At 74.1% G+C, this 394-nt stretch carries 2 pseudogenes; both read right to left on the bottom strand.

What is annotated here, in order from left to right:
• Window positions 1-181, bottom strand: a pseudogene (locus tag BVI061214_RS00120) (hypothetical protein); the annotation flags it as partial.
• Window positions 178-394 (bottom strand): annotated as a pseudogene (locus BVI061214_RS00115) (hypothetical protein); the annotation flags it as partial. The pseudogenes BVI061214_RS00120 and BVI061214_RS00115, both read right to left, overlap by 4 nt.

Here is a 394-nt window from a genome sequence, read left to right as displayed (position 1 = left end):
CGATGGTCTCGGCGATGAGGTCCAGGAGGCCCTCCTCCCACTCCTTGGGGGAGAGGGCGAGGGGATGGCGGCCGTACCGCTGGCGCAGGTAGGTGCAGAAGGGCCCCAGGTCGGGGTCCCGCTCGGGGTCGGGGAGAGTCTGGGCCAGGGCCCAGAGGACCCCGGCGAGGCGCCGGATCACCCTCCGCCCCCCTTCCGGGGGGCCTCCCACCACTCCCCGAGGGTCCGGGGAGGCTCCTCGGGGTAGAGGCGCATCCCGATGGGGGAGAGGGGGGCCTTGGGCCACTCCTCCACGGCCTTCCGCCAGGGCGGGGCCTTCCATTGGCCCGAGGGATCCCGCAGGTGCCGGTCCCCCCAGAGCTTCTGCACCCTGCGGCGGATCTCCTGGACCTGG

It is taken from the genome of Thermus aquaticus, from assembly GCF_001280255.1.
GTDB classification, from domain to species: domain Bacteria; phylum Deinococcota; class Deinococci; order Deinococcales; family Thermaceae; genus Thermus; species Thermus aquaticus.
Note: the sequence above shows the minus strand (reverse complement) of the source record. Positions and strands in the feature narration are given on the sequence as shown.